The organism is Mycolicibacterium aromaticivorans JS19b1 = JCM 16368, assembly GCF_000559085.1.
In the GTDB taxonomy this organism is placed as follows: domain Bacteria; phylum Actinomycetota; class Actinomycetes; order Mycobacteriales; family Mycobacteriaceae; genus Mycobacterium; species Mycobacterium aromaticivorans.
On sequence record NZ_JALN02000001.1, the window covers coordinates 4,622,903 to 4,643,560 of the forward strand.

20 protein-coding genes are annotated in these 20,658 nt (G+C 66.9%); 10 read left to right on the forward strand and 10 right to left on the reverse strand.

Annotated features, from left to right (window positions below):
- The first annotated feature begins 344 nt into the window (after positions 1–344).
- Positions 345–566: a hypothetical protein gene (locus Y900_RS22045; RefSeq protein WP_036344528.1), complete on the forward strand. Its 222-nt coding sequence runs from the start codon at positions 345–347 to the stop codon at positions 564–566.
- On the opposite strand, the gene Y900_RS22050 is transcribed toward Y900_RS22045, so the two are convergent.
- Entirely contained in the window at positions 550–1,023 is a 474-nt protein-coding gene (locus Y900_RS22050) for an SRPBCC family protein (protein ID WP_036344529.1), read from the reverse strand. The genes Y900_RS22045 and Y900_RS22050 overlap by 17 nt on opposite strands.
- Positions 1,024–1,114: 91 nt before the next feature.
- Here Y900_RS22050 and Y900_RS22055 point away from each other — a divergent pair, with 91 nt between their 5' ends.
- Entirely contained in the window at positions 1,115–2,239 is a 1,125-nt protein-coding gene (locus Y900_RS22055) for a phosphotransferase family protein (protein WP_036344531.1), read from the forward strand.
- A gap of 174 nt (positions 2,240–2,413) precedes the next feature.
- Here the strand turns inward: Y900_RS22055 and Y900_RS22060 are convergent, their stop codons facing one another.
- Both Y900_RS22060 and Y900_RS22065 read right to left on the reverse strand, forming a co-directional pair.
- On the reverse strand, positions 2,414–5,302 hold the full coding sequence (locus tag Y900_RS22060; protein ID WP_036344533.1) for an MMPL/RND family transporter: 2,889 nt from the start codon (positions 5,300–5,302) through the stop codon (positions 2,414–2,416).
- Entirely contained in the window at positions 5,299–5,730 is a 432-nt protein-coding gene (locus Y900_RS22065) for an MmpS family transport accessory protein (protein ID WP_036344534.1), read from the reverse strand. The genes Y900_RS22060 and Y900_RS22065 overlap by 4 nt, the downstream gene beginning before the upstream one ends.
- Positions 5,731–6,064: 334 nt before the next feature.
- On the opposite strand from Y900_RS22065, the gene Y900_RS22070 reads away from it, so the two are divergent.
- Positions 6,065–6,403 carry a DUF732 domain-containing protein gene (locus tag Y900_RS22070; RefSeq protein ID WP_036344535.1) on the forward strand — a complete coding sequence of 113 codons (339 nt, stop codon included), beginning with the start codon at positions 6,065–6,067 and terminating at the stop codon, positions 6,401–6,403.
- A 10-nt stretch (positions 6,404–6,413) separates the two neighbouring features.
- Positions 6,414–6,869: an SRPBCC family protein gene (locus tag Y900_RS22075; RefSeq protein WP_036344536.1), complete on the forward strand. Its 456-nt coding sequence runs from the start codon at positions 6,414–6,416 to the stop codon at positions 6,867–6,869.
- Here Y900_RS22075 and Y900_RS22080 read toward each other — a convergent pair.
- The 6 genes from Y900_RS22080 to Y900_RS22105 are packed head-to-tail and all read right to left on the reverse strand — an operon-like array spanning position 6,866 to position 12,958.
- The gene (locus Y900_RS22080) at positions 6,866–7,606 is read right to left on the reverse strand and encodes an SDR family NAD(P)-dependent oxidoreductase (protein WP_036344538.1); all 741 of its coding nucleotides are present in this window, start codon (positions 7,604–7,606) and stop codon (positions 6,866–6,868) included. The two genes, Y900_RS22075 and Y900_RS22080, sit on opposite strands and share 4 nt — an antisense overlap.
- Positions 7,607–7,621: 15 nt before the next feature.
- Entirely contained in the window at positions 7,622–8,035 is a 414-nt protein-coding gene (locus Y900_RS22085) for a hypothetical protein (RefSeq protein WP_036344539.1), read from the reverse strand.
- A 12-nt stretch (positions 8,036–8,047) separates the two neighbouring features.
- Positions 8,048–9,640, reverse strand: a complete 1,593-nt coding sequence (locus Y900_RS22090; RefSeq protein ID WP_036344540.1) for a dipeptide ABC transporter ATP-binding protein — start codon at positions 9,638–9,640, stop codon at positions 8,048–8,050.
- Complete coding sequence (locus Y900_RS22095; protein ID WP_036344541.1) at positions 9,637–10,494, reverse strand: ABC transporter permease; 858 nt, start codon at positions 10,492–10,494, stop codon at positions 9,637–9,639. Before Y900_RS22095 ends, Y900_RS22090 begins: the two co-directional genes overlap by 4 nt.
- A complete protein-coding gene (locus tag Y900_RS22100; protein WP_420329837.1) occupies positions 10,491–11,432 on the reverse strand; it encodes an ABC transporter permease in 942 nt (313 codons plus the stop codon). The genes Y900_RS22095 and Y900_RS22100 overlap by 4 nt, the downstream gene beginning before the upstream one ends.
- The gene (locus Y900_RS22105) at positions 11,432–12,958 is read right to left on the reverse strand and encodes an ABC transporter substrate-binding protein (protein WP_036344544.1); all 1,527 of its coding nucleotides are present in this window, start codon (positions 12,956–12,958) and stop codon (positions 11,432–11,434) included. The genes Y900_RS22100 and Y900_RS22105 overlap by 1 nt, the downstream gene beginning before the upstream one ends.
- A 327-nt stretch (positions 12,959–13,285) precedes the next feature.
- Between Y900_RS22105 and crtI the strand changes: the two genes are divergently transcribed.
- The 5 genes from crtI (at position 13,286) to Y900_RS22130 (ending at position 19,111) form a co-directional block, all read left to right on the forward strand.
- Positions 13,286–14,809, forward strand: coding sequence for a phytoene desaturase family protein (gene crtI, locus Y900_RS22110; RefSeq protein ID WP_036344545.1), 1,524 nt, complete (start codon positions 13,286–13,288; stop codon positions 14,807–14,809).
- A gap of 2 nt (positions 14,810–14,811) precedes the next feature.
- Positions 14,812–15,732, forward strand: coding sequence for a phytoene/squalene synthase family protein (locus Y900_RS22115; RefSeq protein WP_036344546.1), 921 nt, complete (start codon positions 14,812–14,814; stop codon positions 15,730–15,732).
- Positions 15,733–15,861: 129 nt separating this feature from the next.
- Positions 15,862–16,587, forward strand: coding sequence for a class I SAM-dependent methyltransferase (locus tag Y900_RS22120; protein WP_036344547.1), 726 nt, complete (start codon positions 15,862–15,864; stop codon positions 16,585–16,587).
- On the forward strand, positions 16,584–18,119 hold the full coding sequence (locus Y900_RS22125) for an FAD-dependent oxidoreductase (RefSeq protein WP_036344548.1): 1,536 nt from the start codon (positions 16,584–16,586) through the stop codon (positions 18,117–18,119). Before Y900_RS22120 ends, Y900_RS22125 begins: the two co-directional genes overlap by 4 nt.
- Complete coding sequence (locus tag Y900_RS22130) at positions 18,116–19,111, forward strand: Rieske (2Fe-2S) protein (protein WP_036344549.1); 996 nt, start codon at positions 18,116–18,118, stop codon at positions 19,109–19,111. The genes Y900_RS22125 and Y900_RS22130 overlap by 4 nt, the downstream gene beginning before the upstream one ends.
- Here the strand turns inward: Y900_RS22130 and Y900_RS22135 are convergent.
- Positions 19,108–20,043: an NADP-dependent oxidoreductase gene (locus Y900_RS22135; protein ID WP_036344550.1), complete on the reverse strand. Its 936-nt coding sequence runs from the start codon at positions 20,041–20,043 to the stop codon at positions 19,108–19,110. The genes Y900_RS22130 and Y900_RS22135 overlap by 4 nt on opposite strands.
- 92 nt (positions 20,044–20,135) lie before the next feature.
- On the opposite strand from Y900_RS22135, the gene Y900_RS22140 reads away from it, so the two are divergent.
- Positions 20,136–20,630 carry a MarR family winged helix-turn-helix transcriptional regulator gene (locus tag Y900_RS22140; RefSeq protein ID WP_036344552.1) on the forward strand — a complete coding sequence of 165 codons (495 nt, stop codon included), beginning with the start codon at positions 20,136–20,138 and terminating at the stop codon, positions 20,628–20,630.
- The last annotated feature ends 28 nt before the right edge of the window (positions 20,631–20,658 follow it).

Consider the following 20,658-nt stretch of genomic DNA (forward strand, 5'->3'; position numbering starts at 1 on the left):
ACCCGGCAAACCTCGTGGCGGACTCGGAGTCACAAGTCTGCAAACAAATTCACTGGGCATGCAATGACGAGAAGCCGGTCGGCTCGGGTGATCACGGCATACAGCCGAACGTCGCGGCGAACCCGCCGGCCTACGTCGCGGAGCCACGAGGAAACACCACGCTCGGAACGAATGTTTGCCAATTCCGCCAGTCCATGGCAAAATCTCCGCCTGAACAGGCATTCAGGCCTATCTAAGGCCCCCGGCGAGGGCGAGATCGCCGCCTTCGGTAAAGGATTTTCATGAATTCGCCCTCTGTTTCTGCACGTTTCGCTGCGGTCATCGGCGGTGCTGCACTCGTTGGCATGGCGTCGTTTGTCGCGTCCTGCAGCAAGAACGAGAACCCGGCTCCGTCGCCGTCGGTCTCGACCACGACGCCCTCGACTTCACCGAGCCCGTCGGCGACACCCACCGAGAAGGGGCTCAACCCCTCGAACCCCAACAAGTTCAGCCCGACGGTGATCGCTCCGCCGGCGCCGACCGACTCGGGCGGCAATCACCACCACGGACTCAACGGGATTGGCTGAGTTCGCGCGCGATAGCGGCGTGGTACCGGTCGATATTGGCCAGGTTGACGATTCGGAAGAATCCGTCGGGCATCGGCGCGTCCTTGGGTGCCTCGATGGTCATCGTGCGGGTGAACAGCGTGATGTCCGGGCCTGGCGTGGTGAAGTGGTACTCGACGGTGATCCGTCCTTCCATACCGCCATTGCCCTCTCGGTCGTGGCCCAGCCGGCCCACCGACGTGAACACCCACAGTTTCGGCCGCACGGCTATCGCCAAGTGCCACGTGAAGATCCGGTCCCAGTCGGGCCCGCCCTCTTCCCACGTGTCGCCGACGGCCAGCGGGAGCGTGTCCAGCTTTCCGACGTAGTTGCTGCCGGGGTAGGTCTTGGTCCAGTTGGCGGGATTGGTGACGAAGTCGTAGATCGTCTCCGGTGATTGGCTGAAGGCCGTCTCCGAGCTGGTGGTCACGATGCCCAATTGCCTTGCCTTTCATGTCGGCTGTGCGCGCAGTTTACACTTCCTCTCGAATTTGTAACTACGCGCGCCGCGGTGGCGGTATGGTCCAGCAGTGCGATCAGCTGCACGCTTCGGCGTTCATCTCGGCCGCGGCGTGCGGCGTCTTGCTCTCGACGGTGCCCTCGGCGGCACGCGGTCGTTTCCGCGCCGGATCGTCGACCTGACGCCGACCGCGCTGTCCGCGATCATCGGCCGCCCCGTCGACTCGGTGGCCGTCCTGGACGGCGCAGCCGGCACGTCGAGTCGTGCCCGCCTCGGCCTCACCGGCGCCGACGTGCCGCCATCGGTGTTCGTGAAGATGACCGCCGCGACCGCCGCAATCAGAATGCTGGGGGAGCTGGCCGGACTCGGGGAGACCGAGGCTCGGTTCTACCGTGAGCTGGCACCTGAACTCGGAGCGGGGCTTCCGCGGTCGTACGGCTCGACATTCGACGCATTGACGGGCCGCTACGTGATCGTGCTGGAGGACATGTCCCGCACGCCGTGCGAATTCCCCGACACCCTGCACCCGCTGTCCACCGACCAGATGGGTCAAGTCGTCGAAGCGCTGGCCCGACTGCACGCGACGTTCTGGGGTCGGTTACCGCAAAAGTCCGGTGGCGGTGGCCAATTCGGCTGGCTACTGGCCCCGTCCGGTGACCCGGCCAATCTCATCACACCCGCGGTGATGCGTGCCTCCGCGCACCGGCTGGCCGGTTCTACGACGATACCCGTGCAGACCGGCCGCTATATCTGGGAGAACTTTCCCGCCGTCGCCGAACTGATCGACAGCGGCCCGCACACCGTCTTGCACGGCGACTCCCATCCCGGAAACACGTTCTTCCGCAACGGACATGCCGGATTGCTGGACTGGCAGGTGGTGCGCCGCGGTCATCCGTCGCGCGACCTCGCCTACGCGATCGTCCTCGGCACCCCCGTCGCCGACCGCGGGACTGTCGAGCGTGACCTACTTGATCGATATCGCAATGCACTGGCGGACCGGGGAGGCCCGCACTTCGACCGTGATGAACTGTGGACGCGATACCGGCAAGCCGTTGTGCACCCGTATCTTTCGGCGCTTGGCACTGCGGGCCTCGGTGGCATGCAGTCCGAAGGCGTTGCCATGGAGGGTCTGCGGCGCGCGGTGACGGCACTCGGTGAGCTCGAGACCGTCGACGCGCTTCAACGCGGGCGGTGAGCTTTCTTGAGGCAGTTCATGGTGACGGAGGCGAGGCCCTGACTGACCCGCCGACCCCGTCGTGTTGATGTCGGTCCACGGTCCTTCAGGGCTGCTGCCAAGGATGACAGCGACGTCATGGCCGGACTTGCCGATGTGCCAACGACGACTCGCCAGGTGAAATCGCTGCGCTGATCAGGGCGAGCTGCCGGGCGCGTTCGCGTCCGCGGGCCGCCGTTCCGCCGCCTCCTGCGGCGTCGGCCACGACTCCGGCAGAGGGCGCTGACGCACCCGCTGCGGCCACCAGAACCACCGGCCCAGCAGAGCCGCGATCGACGGCGTCATGAACGACCGAATCACCAGGGTGTCGAACAGCAGGCCCAAGGCGATCGTCGTGCCCACCTGGCCGCCGACCCGAAGGGGACTGACCGCCATCGAGGCCATCGTGAAGGCGAAGACCAGGCCGGCCGACGTCACCACCGATCCACTGCCGCCCATCGCCCGGATGATGCCGGTGTTGAGCCCGGCGTGGATCTCTTCCTTGAACCGGGCGACCAGGAGCAGGTTGTAGTCCGATCCGACCGCCAACAGGATGATCACCGCCATCGCGATGACCAGCCAGTGCAACGGCTGGCCCAGAATGTGTTGCCACAGTAGGACTGACAGCCCGAACGACGCACCGAGCGACAGCACCACCGTGCCGACGATCACCGCCGCCGCCACGACGCTTCGGGTGATCACCAACATGATGATGAAGATCAGACACAGCGCCGCGATACCGGCGATCATGAGGTCGTAGTTCGCGCCCTCCTGCATGTCCTTGTAAACCGACGCCGTGCCGCCGAGATAGACCCTTGAGCCCTCCAGCGGGGTGCCCTTTATTGCTTCGAAAGCGGCGTTCTTGATCTTGTCGATGTGTGAGATGCCTTCCGGCGTCGCGGGATCTCCTTCGTGGGAGATGATGAACCGCACCGCTTTTCCGTCCGGCGAGACGAACATCTTCAGGCCGCGCTTGAACTCCGGGTTGTCGAACACCTCGGGCGGCAGATAGAAGGAGTCGTCGTTCTTCGATGCGTCGTACGCCTGCCCCAATGCCGTGGCATTCTGCTGCATGGCGTCCATCTGATCCTGCAGCCCACCCATTGTCGACTGCATGGTCAGCATCGTGGTCTTCATGGTCTTCATGGTCGCGATCATCGGCGGCATGACCTCGAGCATCTTGGGCATCAAGACGTCGAGCTTGTCCATGTCGACCACCAGTGCCCCGAGATCGTCACTGAGCGTGTCGATTCCGTCGAGCGAGTCGAAAATCGATCGCATCGACCAGCACAGCGGGATGTCGAAGCAGTGCGGCTCCCAATAGAGGTAATTGCGGATGGGCCGGAAGAAGTCGTCGAAATCGGAGATGTTGTCCCGGATCTCGTTGGTGTCGGCCACCATCTGCTTGGTCTTGCCCACCATGCTGTGGGTGATCCCGACCATCTCCTTGGTCAGCGCCAGCATGCGCTCCATGGTGTCGATGGTGACCTGTAGCTCGTCACCCATCTTCAGCATGTCCTTCATGCGGTCCTGCAGATAGGACATGTTCATCGTCTGGTTGGTGCCCTGCATGCTGATGATGAACGGGATCGAGGTGTGCTCGATCGGGGTGCCGAGCGGACGCGTGATCGTCTGCACCCGACCGATGCCCGGAATGTGGAAGACGGTCTTGGCAATTCGGTCGATGACGAGCATGTCGGCCGGGTTGCGCACATCGTGGTCGGTTTCGATCAGCAGGAGCTCGGGATTCATTCGGGCCTGCGGGAAGTGCCGGTCGGCGGCTGCGTAACCCTGGTTGGCGGGGATGCTGCCGGGCAGGTAGTAGCGATCGTTGTAATTGGTCTTGTATGACGGAAGTGCCAGCAGCCCGATCAGCGACAGCGCGATCGAGGCGACCAGGATCGGTCCGGGCCAGCGGACCACCGCGGCGCCGACTCGTCGCCAGGTGCGGGTGTTCATCTTCCGCTTGGGCTCGAACAGGCCGAACCGGCCGCCGATCGAGATGACGGCCGCGCCGAGGGTCAGCGCCGCGATGACGACGACGAGCATGCCGATGGCCAGCGGGAAGCCCAGCGATTGAAAGTACGGAAGCCGGGTGAAGTGCAGGCAGAATGTCGCGCCGGCGATGGTCAAGCCCGAGCCCAGGATCACGTGCGACGTGCCGTGATACATGGAGTAGAAGGCCGTCTCGCGGTCCTCACCGGCCAGTCTCGCCTCGTGATAACGGCCGATCAGGAATATCGCGTAGTCGGTCGCGGCGGCGATGGCCAGGGTGGCGAGCAGGTTCACCGCGAACGTCGACAGGCCGATGAGTTCGTGGTGGCCGAGGAAGGCGATGACCCCCCTGGCCGCGGTGAGCTCGGTGAACACCATGACGAGCACGAGGATCACCGTCGTGATAGATCGGTAGACCAACAGCAGCATCACGAAGATGACGCCGATCGTGATGGCCTCGATCAGCTTGACCGCCGAGTCGCCCGCGTTGTGTTGGTCGTGGCTCAGCGCGGTCGGTCCGGTGACGTAGACCTTTATCCCAGCGGGCGGGGGATTGTCGTTGACGATCTTGGTGACCGCGTCGATCGACTCGTTGGCCAGGGCCTCGCCTTGGTTGCCGGCCAGGTAAAGCTGGACGTAGGCGGCTTTGCCGTCCGCGCTCTGGGATCCGGCAGCGGTCAGCGGATCGCCCCAGAAGTCCTGGATGTGCTCGACGTGCTTGGTGTCCGCGCGCAGCTTCTGCATCAAGCCGTCGTAGTAGTGGTGCGCCTCGGGGCCCAGCTGGTGATCGCTTTCGAGCAGCACCATCGCACTGCTGTTGGAGTCGAACTCCTGAAAGTCCTTGCCGACCTTCTTCATCGCCTTCATGGACGGCGCGTCGTCGGGAGCCAGCGAGACCGTGTGCTCCTGGCTCACCTGTTCCAGCGACGGAACCGCGACACTGAGGACGACGACCAGGCCCAGCCACAGCAGGACGATCGGCACCGAGAACGCCCGGACGAACCGGGGGATCAATGGATTCTTCTTGGGCGGGGTCTGCAGGTCGATCATGCGGACTTCACCAGGCAGAAGGTCTGGGCATTGACACCGGTCGAGGTCTTCTCGTCCTTGAGCACGCCGTCGACGAGGATGCGGCACCCGATCGTGTCGGTGTCGCCCTGGGCGACGATGTTGGCGCTGGCAGCCGGGGCGGTCGTGGTGAGCGTCAATGACCAGGGCAGCGCGATGTCACGGGCGATCTGCGGTTGCGCGTCCAGGTCGAGATAGTTGATGGTTGCCACAGCGCCTTCGGGGCCAAAGATCTGATAGGTCACTTGCTTGGGGTTGAACGGCTTGGTGTCGTTGGCCAGGCCGCTGCCGGGACGGGTGAGCTCGGTCTTTCCGAAGACACCGTGCAAGCGGAAGACGCCGAACGTGGCGATGGCGACCACAACCACGATGAGCAGCGGTATCCACGCCCGCCTCAGTGCCTTGACCATAGGATTTCCCGACGAAACTACGACGCCGGCACGGACAGCGCGGTGACTCCTTCGGCGCCGTTCGTGAGCGCGGCCGTCCGTCCCATCTCAACCCCGTTTTCTTGTATGTCGCGACAGCTTAGCTGACTTAACGTAAGAGATTAGCTCACTTAATTGATCGGACGATACCCCCCGGTAACGGCTGCAATCGATTCTCCCTCGGCCTTCGTGCCCGAGGTCACATCGCCGGCCAAGGTCCGCTGTGGTCACACTTGCCGAGAGCCGATTTCACCGTCGCGGCCAATTGTGCGGGATGGCTCTTGCGACGGTGTTTAGCTGCCCTACAATCTTGCCCATGAACGTTACGAGGCTTGCCATGGTCGCCGCTGCGGCCGTCGCGGCGCCGATTGTGCTGGCCGCGCCGTCGCACGCCGACCCCGACACCGATTTTGCCAATCAGTTGCACACGTTCGGGATCTACGGGCCTCGTGACTACAACGCGTGGATCGGCAAGATCACCTGCAAGCGTCTGGCCACCGGCCTGGACAAGGACGCCTACGCCTCGGCGAAGTTCCTGGTGACCAACCTGCCGCTGGGGACCAACCAGGGCCAGGCTCTGCAGTTCCTCGGCGCTGCGATCGGCACCTACTGCCCGGACCAGGTCGGCGTTCTGCAGAGGGCGTCCGCCGGCTAGCAGTCGCGCGATGGCAGGCCCCGTCGACCGGGTCGTCGCACAGGACGTGCCCGGCGCACCCGACGCGGTGCGCGCCCACTACGTCGATCTGAACAACGTCAAAGACGTGCACCCCCTGGTGGTATCGGTCGAAACGCTGTCGCACACGGTCACCGACGACGGCTACGTCCACGTCTATCGGGTTCGTGACCGCATCCCGCTCGGCATCGCGACCCTTCCGATCACCTACACGGCCCGACTCGAGGTGCCCGAGTCCGGTCCGGTTCGCACCGAGGCCCGCCAGTTCCCGGCCGTTCGGCTGGACTCGGTGGTGTCCTTCGATCCGATACCCATCGGCACCCGGCTGACCGAACGCATCCGGTTCACCGCGCCGTGGCCGCTGCTCGGTATCACCGTGCGGCAGGCAGTTGACGCCCACGAGGAGATGCTGGCCGGCATTCGCCGCCACTTCGAGGCCTCGGGTTAGCCCGCCGTCTTGCCGTTGTCGACGTTGTAGACCGCGCCGTGGATGGTCGTCGCATCGTCGCTCGCCAGGAACGCGATCACCTTCGCCACATCGGCGGGCGCCATCATCCCGCGGGGCGCGGCGATGCGCATGATCAGATCCCAGTCCGCATCCTCGGGGGTCTTGAACTCGGTCACCTGAGGGGTGAGCATGCCGCCCGGGCAGATGACGTTCACCCGCAGCTGTTCTTTGGTGTATTCGATCGCCAAGGCCTTCGTCATTCCGACCAGCCCGTGCTTGGCTGCGCAGTAGGCGGCTGAATACACCTCACCCTCGATGCCGGCGATCGAGGCGACGTTGACGATGTTGCCGCCCACCTCCAGCAGCTTCGGCAGCGCCGCGCGGGTCAGATAGAACGGGCCGTTCAGGTTGACGGCGAGGTCGTAATCCCAGTCCTCGTCGGTGACCGACGTGGTGCGCCGCATCTGGTGAAAGCCCGCCGCGTTCACCAGCACGTCGAGCCTGCCGAAGCGGTCGACGCACTGCGCCACCGCGTCCTGACAGGCCTGTGCGCTGGTGATGTCGACCGACGAATATGCGCCGCCGGGAACGGATTCGAACACCGTCGCCATCCGCTCGGCGTCGCGGGCGATGCCGAATACCGACGCTCCTCGCTCAGCGAATACCTGCGCCGTCGCGGCCCCGAGGCCCGACGACGCCCCGGTCACCAGAGCGACCTTCCCGTCCAGCTGTGTCATAACCCGACCCTTCGCTCAAGCGTGTACGTCGCGAAGTCCCTTCGCGTTGCGTAGTCCCGAGCAGTTGTAGCACCCAACGCAGCCAACGCAGTCGGTGCATCTCACACAGCCGACGCAGGCGGTGCAACCACGGCATGCCACGCAGGCCAGGCACGCCACGCAGGTGCGCAGCCGCACCGAGAAAACAGAGAGCACGCTGCCGGCGATGAGCGCGCTACCGGAGGTGGCCACCGAGCCGACAACGAGGGCGCTCCCTGCGGTGGCGATGGATCCGACGACGGCGGCGCTGCCCGCGGTCGCCATCGAGGCGTTGATCGCCGCACTGCCCACGGTGGCGATGGACCCGGCGACGACCGCGCTGCTGATGGTGCTGACCGAGCCGGCCACGGTGGCCGCCTCGGAGGGTTCTGTGACGGCAAGTGTTTTCACGCCGCGAGCATGTCAGCCCGCGCGCGGTCGTGCTGGCGGTACGGCCGCCAGCAGCGCCCGGGTGTACTCCTGCTCGGGCGCAGCGAGCAGGTCGGCGGCGGGTCGGTATTCGACGGTGGAGCCACCACGCAGCACCAGCACGTCGTGGCTCATCCGTTCCACGACCGCCAGGTCGTGAGAGATGAAAAGGTAGGTCAGGCCGAGGTCGCGCTGCAGGTCGGCGAGCAGATCCAGCACCCGGGACTGGACCGAGACGTCGAGGGATGCCGTCGCCTCGTCGAGGATGACCAGTTCCGGTTCGGCCGCGAGCGCCCGGGCGATACTGACCCGCTGCCGCTGGCCCCCGGATAGCTCATGCGGATAGCGCGACGCGAACTCTCCCGGTAGGCCGACCAGCTCCAGCAGTTCGGCCACCCGCTCGGCGCGGGCGTGTTTGCCGCGCCGAATGCCATGCACGGCAAGGGGTTCGGCGATCGCCGAGCCGATGCGGGCGCGTCCGTCGAGCGCCGCGAACGGGTCCTGCAGCACCAGGCTGATCCGGCGGCGGAGCGACTTCTCGTCGGTCCCGCGCACCCTGAGAATGTCTACTCCGTCCAGCGTCGCCGTGCCCGAGGTGGGGGTGACCAGTCCGGTCAACGCCCCGGCCACCGTCGACTTGCCGGACCCGGATTCGCCGACCAGGCCCAGGGTGGTGCCGCGCCGGATCTGGAACGAGACGTCCTCGACGGCCGTGATCTCGCCGAATCCCACGTGGAGTTTGTCGACGTCCAGCAGGACGGCGGCATCGGCGGGCGCCGGCGGCGGCCCACCGGCACCGATCACCGGTCGCGCGTCGAGCAGTTCACGGGTGTAGGCATGGCTTGGTGAGTCGAAGATGCCCAGGATCGGCGCCTGTTCCACCGACACCCCGTCCTGCAGCACCGCGACGGTATCGGCGACCTGCCCGACGAGGCCCAGATCGTGGCTGATCCATACCACCGCGGCGCCGAAATCGCGTTGCAAATCCTTGATCAGGGTGACGATCTGCGCCTGTGTAGTCACGTCCAGGGCGGTGGTTGGCTCGTCGGCGACCAGGAGTTCGGGGTCGCAGGCCAGCGCGATCGCCACCATGACTCGCTGCCGCTGACCGCCCGAGAGCTGATGCGGGTAACTGTCCAGGCGACGGTCCGCCTCGGGAAGCCCGACGGCTTCCAGCAGCTCGAGCGCACGCTGCCGGGCGCTGCGCCGGGTCAGGTTCTTGTGTGCTTGAAGGGATTCGGTGATCTGACGCTCCAGCGTCAGCAGCGGATTGAGTGACGTTCCGGGGTCCTGGAACACGAAGCCGATACGGCCGCCGTGCACGCTGCGCAGAACTCGAGGTTTCGCACCCACCAGCTGGGTCGCGTGCGAATCATCGCTGGCCGCAAGCTGACTCGAGCCGGTCGTAACCGCGCCCGGGGTGTCGAGCAAACCGGTGGCCGCCAGTGCGGTCATCGTTTTACCGGAGCCGGATTCGCCGACAATCCCCAACGTCTGCTCGGGCTCGACGTCGAATGAGATGCCCCGCACGATCTCCCGGCGGCCGAGTCGCACCCGCAGATCGCGCACACTGAGCACGGGAGTCATGAGCCCCGCCCGGCTTCGGTTGACGTGCGCTGCTTGGGATCCAGGACATCGCGGAGCCCGTCGCCCAGCAGGTTGAACGCCAGCACGATCACGAAGATCGCCGCGCCGGGGAACACCGCCACCCACCATGCCAGCGTGACGAACCCCTGCGAGTCGAAGATCATCCGGCCCAGGCATGGCTGCGGCGGTTGCAGTCCGAGCCCGAGAAACGACAGGGCAGCCTCGGAGAGGATCGCGAACGCCAGCGACAGCGACGTCTGCACGATCAGCGGCCCGGCGATGTTGGGAAGTATGTGGCGAGCCAGGATGTAGCGGTGCGGGCTGCCCATCGAACGTGACACCGCCACATACGGTTCGACTCGCACGCCCAGGGTGCTGGCCCGGGCAACCCGGGCGAAGATCGGCGTATAGACAACGCCGATGGCCAGCACGGTCGTGGTCAGCCCCGGACCGAGGACGGCGACGATGGCCAAGGCCAGCAACAGAACCGGGAACGCGAACATCACGTCGACGCATCTCATCAACACCGTGTCCGCCCAGCCGCCCCGGTAGCCGGCGAGCAAGCCGACACCCACGCCGACGACGAGAGCGAATGCGACGCTGACGACCGCGACCTCCAGTGACGCCCGGGTCGCGACCAGCACCCGGGAGGCGATGTCGCGGCCGAGTTCGTCGGTGCCGAACCAGTGTGCGCCGCCAGGAGCCTGCAGAGCATTCGGCACATCGACATCGTTGACACCCGACGGAGCAAGCCACGGTGCACCGAGTGCCGCGACCATGATGGCCAGCAGCAGTATCGCACTGACCAAGGCAACCGGATTGCCAAGCAGCAAGCGCCAATTCGATACTCTCATGACAGCCGGATCCGTGGATCGACCACCGCGTACAGCACGTCGACGATCAGGTTGATCAGCAGGAACAGCGCGGCGATCAGCAGCACCGCACCCTGGATCACCGGATAGTCGCGGGCGGCTACCGCGTTGAAGGTCAGCCGCCCCAACCCCGGCCACGCGAAGACCACCTCGACGACGATCACCCCGCCGAGGATGGTCGCCAGCTGGATACCGGTGATGGTCAGCACCGGAACCAGCGCGTTGCGCACGATGTGCCGTGACGTGATCACCATAGGTGCAAGTCCCTTGGACCGGGCGGTGCGCACGTAGCCGGCCTCGGCGACTTCCAGCACCGCGGACCGGACATATCGGGTCATGATCGCTCCGGCCACCAATCCGACCGTGAGGCCGGGCAATACGATGTGTCGCAGCCACCCGCCAGGGTCCTGCAACAGCGGCCGGTACCCGGATGTGGGCAACCAGCCCAGTGTCGAGGCGAATAGGCCGATCAGCAGGATCGCCATCCAGAAGTCTGGGATCGAGACACCGAATTGGCTTGCCACGCGGACGATTCCGTCACCTGGTCGGCCGCGGTGCAGAGCCGAATAGATGCCCGCGGGCAGCGCGATCAGGAGAGCGATCACGATGCCGACCAGCGCAAGGGACATTGTGGCGGGCAGCCGCTCGAGCAGTGTTGCGGTCACCGGTTCGCCGTTGCGGAAGCTGACCCCGAGATCACCTGTCAGCGCCGCGCCGGCGTAGGAGAAGAACTGTGCGACCAGCGGGCGATCGAGACCGCTGGCCGACCGCAGGGCTTGGTAGGCCTCCGGTGTGTACCGGGTGCCCAATGCGATGCGCACCGGGTCGCCGGGCACCAGGTGCAGCAGCGCGAACACCACGACAAGCACACCGAACATCACCACAGCCGAATACAGCAGCCGGCGCAGAAGGAACGCGATCACGCCGCACCACCTCTCGTCAGGTGGGCTGAGCGAAACCTCACGGCCCCGTCGCGTCGGGCGTCATATCCGGCCAGGCTGGTCGACCACGCCTGAATGACCGAGGGGTTGTAGAGGTAGATATAACTGGCCTTGTCGGCGATGATCGTCGCGGCCCGGGCGTACTCGTCGTGGCGACGCGCACGGTCGGTCTCCTCGCGCGCGGCGTCCAGCAGTCGGTCGACAACCGGGTCGGAGAATTTCTGCGCGTTGCTCGAGCCGCCGGTGTGGTGCTGGGCGTAGTAGAAGTCGTCGGGATCGATGTTGCCGAGCCACCCCATCATCAGCATGTCGAAGTGGCCGCTGTTCTGTTCGTCGAGCCAGGTCGCGAAGTCGACGGTGCGAATGCTGACGTCGATGCCTATCCCGGCAAGGTTGTCGGCGATGATCTGCGCCGCGGTGACCGTCTCCGGGTACTCGCTGGTCACCAGCATGTCCAACTTCTGGTTGCCGACCCCGGCCTGCCGGAGAAGATCGCGGGCGCGGCCCTCGTCGTGGCGGTAGCGGTCGTACGGGGTGTACCACGGGTTACCTTGGGGAATAGCAAGCTGATTCGCGGTCGCGGTCCCGTAGCTGGTGGCTTGCACGATCGACGCCCGGTCGATGCCGTAGGCGATGGCTTGCCGTACCCGTTCGTCATTCCACGGTGCGCGTGCCTCGTTGAGCGCCAGGTACCAGTAGTCGTTGGACGGGGTGACGGCCAGGTGGATCGAGTCGTCGCCCTTCAACTGCTCGACACGCTGCGGCGGAATGGCGTCGGTCCAGTCGATCTCACCGGCTTGGAGTGCCGATAACGCCGTCGACGGTTCGGAGATGAACCGGAACGTCACACCCGGAACTTTCGGGGCGCCTCCCCAGTAGCTTTTGTTCGCGGTCAGGGTGATCGAGTCGCCGCTCTTGCGTCCGGTGAAGGCGAACGGTCCGGTGCCCACCGGATGCGTTGCGATCTGGCCGCTTTCGACGTTGCGACGCTGCACGATCGCCATCCCTTTGAAGCCGCCGAGATTCGTCAGCAGGTTCGGGGTGGGGTGTCGTACGTCGATGACGACGGTCTGCGGATCCGGTGCGCGCACGTCGCGAACGGCGCTGAGTTTGTCGACGTTGGCGAGTTTCCCGTCGATGATCCGCCGGTAGGAGTAGACGACGTCGGTGGCACTGAACGGCGAGCCGTCGTGCCAGCTCACTCCCGGGCGGAGGTGAAAGGTCCAGGTGAGTTGGTCGGGGGAGACCTGCCAGGATTCCGCGAGCGCCGGTCGCATCTCGAGGTTCTCGTCGGGCTCGACGAGGGTGTCGAACACGTTCTCCAGCACCTCGAAGGAGAAGTACGCGGTGCTGCGCTGGGGGTCGAGCTGGTCTGGCTCGCCGGCGATCGCCGCGGTGATGTTGCCCGCCGACGCTCCGCCCAGATCAACCCGCGAACCCGTCGAACACGCCGCCAGCAGCCCGATCATTACGAGGGCAGCGGTCAGCACCGCTGGTCTTCTCATGATGGGTGCGAGTTTCCCGAACCATTGATGGGTAAACGCCGTCGCTGCGATAATCGACCGGGGTGGGGAACCGTAACCGGATTACCCCGGCCACCTGGACTTTCTCGCCGACGTGCGTGCCGGTCTGCCCGGGCGGGACCCGCCGCCGGAGACCCGGCAGGAAAATTACGCGTGCGTGACAAACGCCCGCGACCGCAGCGAGGAGCCCGTTACTCGCATTGAATGGAGGCCAGACCGAAGCCAGTTGATTGCATGTGCATCCGGCGGGGTATCGCTTGGGGGCTCGGCCGGGGCGAACCCAGCCCTCGGCGTGGAGAGGAGCGTTTGATGCGTACCGTCCCGGGCGCCACTGATCATGTCGTGGTCGTGGGTGCGGGCCTGTCAGGGCTGTCGGCTGCTATGCAATTGGCCGGTCGCGGGCGATCGGTCACCGTCGTCGAGCGTTACCGGTTCCCCGGCGGTCGGATGGGGCAGGCCGACATCGCCGGCTACCGCATCGACACCGGGCCGACCGTGCTGACGATGCCGGACATCATCGAGGACGCGTTCGCCGCCGTCGGTGCATCGATGACCGACCATCTGGACCTCGTGCAGGTCGCCCCCGCCTACCGGGCCACCTTCGCCGATGGCCGCTCGCTGGACGTGCACCCCGACGCCGCAGCGATGGCGGCCGCCATCGAGGAGTTCGCCGGCCCGGATCAGGCCGCCGGCTACCAACGCCTCCGTGCCTGGCTCACCGAGCTCTACCGGTTGGAGTTCGACGGCTTCATCGCGTCCAACTTCTCCTCCCCGCTGTCGCTGCTGACCCCGCAGTTGGCCCGGCTGGCCGCGATCGGCGGATTCCGCGGCTGGGAACGCATGGTCGGCCGGTTCATCACCGACGAGCGCGTCCAGCGGCTGTTCACCTTCCAGGCGCTCTACGCCGGTGTCCCGCCGCAGCAGGCGCTGGCCGCCTATGCGGTGATCGCGTACATGGATACCGTTGCGGGCGTGCACTTCCCGCGTGGTGGCATGCGTGCGGTTCCCGAGGCGATGGCCGCCGCGGCCGAAGCGGCCGGTGTGCAGTTCCGTTACGGGTCGACCGTGGACGCGCTCGAACGCAGCGGCTCACGAGTGACTGCGGTGCGTACCGGCGACGGTGAGCGGATCGCTTGTGACGCCGTGGTACTCACCACCGAGCTACCGCTGACCTATCAGCTTCTCGGCCGTAGACCGCGGCGTCCGATCAAGGTGCGGCCCGCGCCGTCCGCAGTCGTCGTGCACGTCGGAGTGCCTGCGGTCGGTGAGCGCCTGCTGCACCACAACATCAGCTTCGGGCATCAATGGTCTCGCACGTTCGACGAGATCATCCGGGATGGCGCTCTGATGAGCGACCCGTCGCTGCTGGTGACCAGGCCCACCGCGGGCGACCCGAGTCTCGCGCCGCCCGGTCGTGATCTGCTCTATGTTCTGGCCCCCGCGCCGAATCTCCAAGTGGGCAAGGTTGATTGGGCTTCGGCCGGGGACAGCTACGCGCGCCAGGTGGTGGCCACCGCCGCCGACCGGTTGATGCCCGGGCTCGCCGACGATGCCGAGATCCTGGACGTCGTCACCCCCGCCGACTGGGCCGCGCAGGGCATGGCCGCCGGCTCGCCGTTCGCGCTGGCACACACCTTCGCCCAGACCGGACCGTTCCGGCCGGCCAACATGGTCCGCGGCATCGACAACGCCGTGCTGGCCGGCGGGTCGACCGTGCCCGGTGTCGGCATCCCCACCGCGATGATCTCCGGGCGGCTGGCCGCCGACCGCGTCACCGGGGCCGTCGACGACCCGTCCGCCAAACGCACCATCGTCGGGTCGGGAAGCAGGTAGCGATGATCCACACCGAGTTGCATGCCGCGGGCATCGACGATTCGCGACTGGTCGAGTCCTACCGCTACTGCCGGCGCCTCAACGCCCAGCACGGCCGGACCTACTTCCTGGCCACCCGGCTGCTGGCCCCGTCGCAGCGCCCGCCGGTGCACGCCCTCTACGGGTTCGCCCGCTATGCCGACGACATCCTCGACGACATGGACGTCGACGCCAGCACCGCCGACCGTGAGCGGCGCCTCGACGAGCTGTCGGACAAGTTCTTCAGCGGTGACGAGACGGAGCCGGTGCTGGCCGCGGTGCTGCACACCGCCCGGACCTATCAGATTCCGCGCGATCTGTTCGACGACTTCCTGACCTCGATGCGGATGGATCTCACCGTCACCGACTATCCGGATCGTGCCGCGCTGAACCACTACATGCGTGGCTCTGCGGCGGTGATCGGTCTGCAGATGCTGCCCATCCTCGGCACCGTCGGGCCTGCCGAGGAAGCTGCGCCGTACGCCGAGGCGCTGGGCAATGCCTTCCAGCTGACCAACTTTCTGCGCGACGTCGACGAGGACCTCGCGCGCGACCGCATCTATCTACCCGCAGACGAGCTCGCCGCCTTCGGCGTGGACCGCGACGTGCTGACCTGGTGCCACCAGAACCGCCGCACCGATCCGAAGGTGCGTCGCGCGTTGGCCGCCCAGCACGACATCGCCCGCGGTGTGTACCGGCAGGCGCGCAAGGGGATCGCCCTGCTCGCCCCGCAGTCGAGGCCGTGCGTGACGACCGCGTTCACGTTGTACTCCGAGATCCTCGATCGCATCGAAGCCATCGACTTCGCGGTGTTCAGCCGACGGGCCTCGGTGTCCATCGGACGACGCCTGCAGGTGTTCGCGTCCGGATTGGTCCGGGCCCACCATGCCCGCGGCGCCGCCTGATGGATGGCAGTACCTGCTCCCGTGGGACATCTCGATGAAAGACGTCGTGTGGGGTTGGGCGATGGTCGCCGTTGTGCTGTTGTTGTGGGTACAGCAGCGGCCCCTTAGCGATGATCCAGGAGATCTGTCATGACCGTAACCAACCGCGGCCTGGATCGCGCCGAGGTGCCCGGCGCCTTCGACATCGGCGCGCACGCCTACGACAAGCTGGTCGGCGCCAATCCGGGATACCACGACCACCTGCGGATCTCCGCGCGACGGATGCGGATTCCGGGCGGCGGGCGCGGCTTGCGGTTGCTGGACGCCGGCTGCGGCACGGGTGCCTCGACGGCCGCACTGCTGGACGCTGCCCCGCATGCCGAGATCGTCGCCGTCGACGCCTCGGCGGGCATGCTCGCCGAGGCGAGTGCGAAGTCGTGGCCGGATTCGGTCCGCTTTGTGCACAGCCCGATCGAGAGGATCGCCGACGCCGGCGTCGAAGGTCCCTTCGACGGCATCCTCGCGGCATACCTGTTGCGCAACCTTGCCGATCCGGACGCGCAGTTACGGACCTTCCGGGAGATGCTGCGACCCGGCGGAACACTGGCCGTGCACGAGTATTCGGTGCGTGATTCCCGCGCCGCCTCCGCCATCTGGAACGCGGTGTGCTGGGGCATCATCATCCCGTCCGGCTGGCGGCAGACCCGCAATGCCACCCTGTATCGGCACCTGTGGCGCAGCGTGAACACGTTCGACGGCGCGGCCGCCTTCCAGCGCCGCTTGACGGCAGCGGGTTTCGCCGGCGTGCACAGCGAGACGATGCCCGGCTGGCAGCGTGATATCGTGCACACCTTCCTGGCGGACGCTCCGCGATGATCGACCCTCGTCGCGTCGCCCACCCGGCAATCGCCGGTGTGCCGCACGCCCACGCGCTGCCCGCCACACCTCACGTCGTCGTGGTCGGTGGTGGAATCGCCGGCCTGTCGGCGGCCACCGGGCTGGCCGAACGCGGTGTCTCCGTTGACCTTCTGGAGTCGCAGCACTACCTGGGCGGGCGGGTCGGCGGCTGGACCGAGCAGCTGCCCGACGGCTCCCAGGTGGCGAACAACCGCGGCTTCCACGCGTTCTTCCGGCAGTACTACAACCTGCGATGGTTGTTGCGCCGAACCGATCCGGAGCTCGAGCGGCTGCAAGCGGTCGAAGACTATCCGCTGGTCGACGGCGAAGGCCGGCGCGATACCTTCCGCGGCCTGCCGAAGGCCCCGCCGTGGAACGCACTGGCCTTCGCGCTGCGCAGCCCCACTTTCCGGATGCGGGACCTGATGCGGCTCAACGCCGTTGCCGCGGCCCCGCTGGCCGCGGTGTCCGTACCGGACATCTATGAACAGCTCGACGGACTCGACGCGGGCACCTTCCTGACCGACATCAACTTTCCCGTCGCCGCCCGCCACCTCGCCTTCGAGGTGTTCGCCCGCAGCTTTTTCGCCAGGCCGGAGCGGCTCTCGGCGGCCGAACTGGCGACGATGTTCCACATCTACTTCCTGGGCTCCAGTGAGGGATTGGTCTTCGACGTCGCCGCGTCGAATTTCGACACCGCGCTGTGGGCACCGTTGGGCCGGTATCTGATCGAACACGGTGTTCGGGTACGTCGGGGAGTGGCGGTGGAATCGGTGACCCGCGGCAGCGCCAAGGCGCTGCAGGTACGCGATTCCACCGGCGCGACGACCGACGCCGACGGCGTGGTGCTGGCCACCGACGTCGCTGCCCTGCAACGAATCGTGGCCGCCTCGCCGGGCCTCGGCGACGAGGGCTGGCGTCACAACGTGGCACAGATGCAGACCGCGCCGCCGTTCATGGTGCAGCGACTCTGGCTGGACCGTCCGGTGAACTCCGACCGGCCGGCCTTCCTGGGTACCGGCGGTCTCGACCCTGTCGACAACATCAGCGTGGTCAGCAGCTACGAAAGTCAGGCCGCCGAATGGGCTCGCGCACATCATGGTTCGGTCGTGGAAGTGCATTCGTACTCGGTGGGTGAGGAGCCTGACGTCGACGGCCTCCGTGAGCGCATGCTGGCCCGGCTGCACCAGCTCTACCCGGAGACCGCGGCGGCCGGCATCGTCAAGGAGACACTGCTGGTCCGCGACGACTGCCCGTTGTTCTCCCCGGGTTCCTTCGCCAACCGGCCGACGGTCAACACCCCGGTCCCCGGCCTGACGCTGGCCGGCGACGGCATTCGCATCGATCTGCCGGTCGCGCTGATGGAGCGTGCCGCCACCACCGGATGGACGGCCGCCAACCAACTGCTGGCCGGCTGGGGGATCTCCGGGCACACCCTGCACACCGTGCCGGTGCACGGACGCTCTCCGCTACTTCGGCGGCTGGCCGGCCGGGAAAGGCGCGCGTCATGAGCTTCCGGTCGCGGATGAAATCGATTCCGCTGCACGTCATCCCGAAAGCGAACTGGGCGGGGCAGCGACCCACCTATCAGGACGCCCAGCCGGCGCTGATCGCCGCCGCGCTGCGCCGCGCCGAGGGCCGGCCCAGCGGCAACTGGTATGTCTTCGGCGCCAGCACCGACATTCGGGCCAACCGACCGTTCGGTACCCGAGTCGGTGGACTCGACATCGTGGCGTGGCGGGATCAGCAGCGCCGCTTGCACGTCGGGCCGGCAGCCTGCCCCCACCTGGGCGCCGACCTTGCGACCGGAAAAGTGGAGTGTGGCGGCCTGATCTGCCCATGGCACGGACTGCGGCTCGAGGGTGGCCGCGAATTCGGCTGGAAGCCGCTGCCCGCCTACGACGACGGAGTCCTGGTCTGGGTCCGGCTGGACCGGGTGGGCGGCGAAGCGCCGCTCGACGCCCCGGTGATCCCGGTCCGTCCCCGCGGGCCGCGGCTGGCCGCGGTCACCCGCCTGGACGGCGTGTGCGAACCGTCGGACATCATCGCCAACCGGCTCGACCCCTGGCACGGCGCCTGGTTCCATCCGTACTCGTTCACTCAATTGGAGGTGCTGAGCGCCCCGGCGGTCGACGCCGACGAGGACGCCGACCGATTCCTGGTGGCCGTGACATTCCGGATGGGACGTCTCGGTGTCCCGGTGATCGCGGAATTCACCGCCCCGGAGCCGCGCACCATCGTCATGCGGATCGTGGACGGCGAGGGTACGGGCAGCGTCGTCGAAACCCACGCAACACCGATGGGGCCGGGGCGCGACGGGCGCCCACGCACAGCGGTGATCGAAGCCGTTGTCGCACAATCTGATCGCACCGGATTCCATCACTCGCTGCGCGTGGCACCGCTCATCACCCCGTTCATGCGCCTGGCGGCCACCCGGCTGTGGCGTGACGACCTCGCCTATGCCGAGCGGCTCTACGCCCTGCGCGACAACACCTCCGGCTAGGCAGGCGTCAGGATCGTCTTGCCGGGCAGCCGGCCGGCGTCGGCGTCGGCGTGCACCGCGGCGATCTCGGCCAATGGTCGGCGATCGGCGACGTCGATCGTCAGTTGTCCGGCATCGACGCGGCCGACCAGATCGGCGAGTTGGGCGGCGTCGCTGCGGACGAACACCCGTTGGCTGCGCAACCCACGCCGCGGAGTCTCCGGCCCCGAGGTCATGGTGCCGACGTAATGCCCGCCGCCGGCCACCAGGCCCGCCAGTGCCTCGGTCTCCTCGACCGTCGTGCCGATCAGATTGAGCACCACGTCGAACGGCGCTCCGTCGGCGACCGGGGTGGCCGTGTAGTCGAGGTAGCCGATCAGATGGTCGGCTCCATAGCCGCGGAGCCGTTCGGCTGCAGCCACTTTCGCGGTCGCGGTGACCACGGCACCGGCCTGCTTGGCGAGCTGGACCGCGTAGCCGCCGACCGCTCCGCCCGCGCCGTTGATCAGGATCGTCTGCCCGGCCGTCATGCCGGCCACCTCGAACAAGGCCTGCCAGGCGGTGAGAGCGACGGTCGGCAGGGCGGCGGCATCGGCCAGCGGCACCGACTCCGGCGCGGCGGCCAGTGCCTCGGCCGGGGCGACCACGTACTCGGCGGCCGCGCCGCGGGCAATCATGGGCAGCAAGCCCACGACTGCGTCGCCGACCTGCCACCCGCTGACCCCGGCGCCGAGTTCGGCGATCGTGCCCGCCACGTCGATACCCGGCACGTGCGGGAAGGTGATCGGAAAGACGTCCGACAGGTAGCCGCCGCGGATCCCGGCATCGACCGGGTTGAACGAGGTCCCGGCGACCCTCACCAGGACCTCGCCGGGGCCGGGTGCCGGCCGCTCGATGTCCCCGTACTGCAGAACGTCGCTGTCGCCGTACCGGTGGTAAAACGCTGCCTTCATGGTGGTCTCCTCGGTTAGTTGCTTCGAACTCGAAGCAGTTACACATGCGGTAACTTGCTTCGAGTTCGAAACATTCCCGGTAGGATCGGTCAATGGCCGAGGCGCTCCACCCGTCGCAGATGCGCACCTACTTCGCGCTCACCGAAGCGGCGAGCCTGCTGCAGTACGCCGTGCAGCAGCAGCTACAGGCCGAGGGCGGATTGAGCTACGTCCAGTTCGAGATCCTGGCCAAGCTCGTCGACGCCGGCCGGCCGCTGACGATGACCGAACTGGCCGACGGCGTGGTTTACAGCCGCAGCGGGCTGACTCATCAGGCCGGAGTTCTCGAGGCCGACGGGCTGATCACCCGTGCGCCCAGCACCGTCGATCAGCGCGCGACCGTCGTGACGATCACCAAGGCGGGCCGCCGCCGACTCGACAAGGTCCTTCCCGGCCACATCGACGTCGTGCGCGGACTGCTGTTCGACACCCTGTCGGCGCAGGACGTCCGCACCCTGGGCAACCTCATGACGCGCGTCCGCGACCACATGCGGGAGCAGCCGCCCCGGTCCGCCGCGCCGCGCAAGAGCCGCGGGTCCGCGCACTGAGACAACGGCCCTGACGCCGGCGACAACC